General features: G+C 36.0%; 1 protein-coding gene. It reads left to right on the top strand.

Annotated elements, in window-relative coordinates; genetic code table 11:
• Positions 1–28: 28 nt before the first annotated feature.
• Positions 29–1,196, top strand: a protein-coding gene (locus tag M5A78_RS24575; RefSeq protein WP_248737889.1) for an IS3 family transposase whose coding sequence is annotated in 2 segments (ribosomal slippage) — positions 29–317 and positions 317–1,196 — 1,169 coding nt annotated over the 2 segments. Because the reading frame shifts where the segments join, the coding sequence is not laid out codon by codon here. This gene is flagged as partial in the annotation.

The raw sequence follows: 1,196 nt of genomic DNA, 5'->3' as shown, positions 1-1,196 counted from the left end.
TACACTAATACTTGGAGGGGATTTTTCTATGGCTAAAAAAGGACAACAATTTCAAAGGTATACAAATGAATTTAAATTAAATGCTGTAATGAAATATGTAACAGGATCTAAAAGTTATAAAGTATTGGCGGATGAGTTAGGAATTTTAAACTGTACTCAACTAAAAGTGTGGGTAAAGAAGTGGAAAAAGGGAGAGAAATTTGATGAACGAAGTGGAGTGTCTAATCCATTAAAAGGTCGACCTCGTACTAATTTTAAGTCAGTAGAAGAAGAAAGAGATTACCTAAAGGCACAGGTGGATTATTTAAAAAAGCAGTATCCAAATCTAGTAAAGGAGGAGACATCCCCCAACAGATCAAGTATGAAATCATTGAAGGATTAAGGAATGTCTATCCAATCACATGGTTATTGGAAATCGCTTATATTAAGAGAGCAAGCTACTATAAATGGAGGTCCACTCAATTTAAACGCGATGAAAGAACTAAACAAGACCAAGATATATGTGAACACATGATGGGCATTCATTTACTTCATCCCGAAGTTGGCTGCCCTCGTATGACCTATTTGTTAAAGGAAAATGATTATAAGATTAATCATAAAAAGGTGTACCGATTGATGAAAGAAATGAACATCCAGTCTGTCATCCGAAAGAAAAGAAAGCGCCATGGTCATACTCCATCCGTAATCCATCCGAATCGCCTAAAGAGAAAATTTAAGGCAACAGGACCTAATCAAAAAATGGTAACGGATATAACATATGTCTCAGATGGTAAGCAATTCTATTACCTATCGGTAATTCAAGATCTATTTAATAATGAGATTGTGTCATGGGAACTTTCGAAACGAAACGACCTTGAACTTGTTTTGAATACAGTAGAAATATGGACAAAGAAAAAAGACGTAGCTGAAGCTGTTCTCCATTCGGATCAAGGCTTTCAGTATACGTCTAAGGGATACAACAATCGATTAGAAGCATACAGCATTAAGGGCAGCCACTCTCGCAAAGGAAACTGCCTGGATAATGCTTGCATTGAATCCTTCTTTTCTCATCTCAAAACAGAGAAGTTGTATATTGAACAGTGTAAATCAGAAGTGGAGATACGACAAGCGATTGAAGATTATATTTATCACTACAATTACAAACGTATTCAAAAGAAACTAAAACAACGCGCGCCGATTGAATATCGACACGCGTT

The organism is Neobacillus rhizosphaerae, from assembly GCF_937468385.1.
GTDB classification, from domain to species: Bacteria; Bacillota; Bacilli; order Bacillales; family Cytobacillaceae; genus Neobacillus; species Neobacillus rhizosphaerae.
Note: the sequence above shows the minus strand (reverse complement) of the source record. Positions and strands in the feature narration are given on the sequence as shown.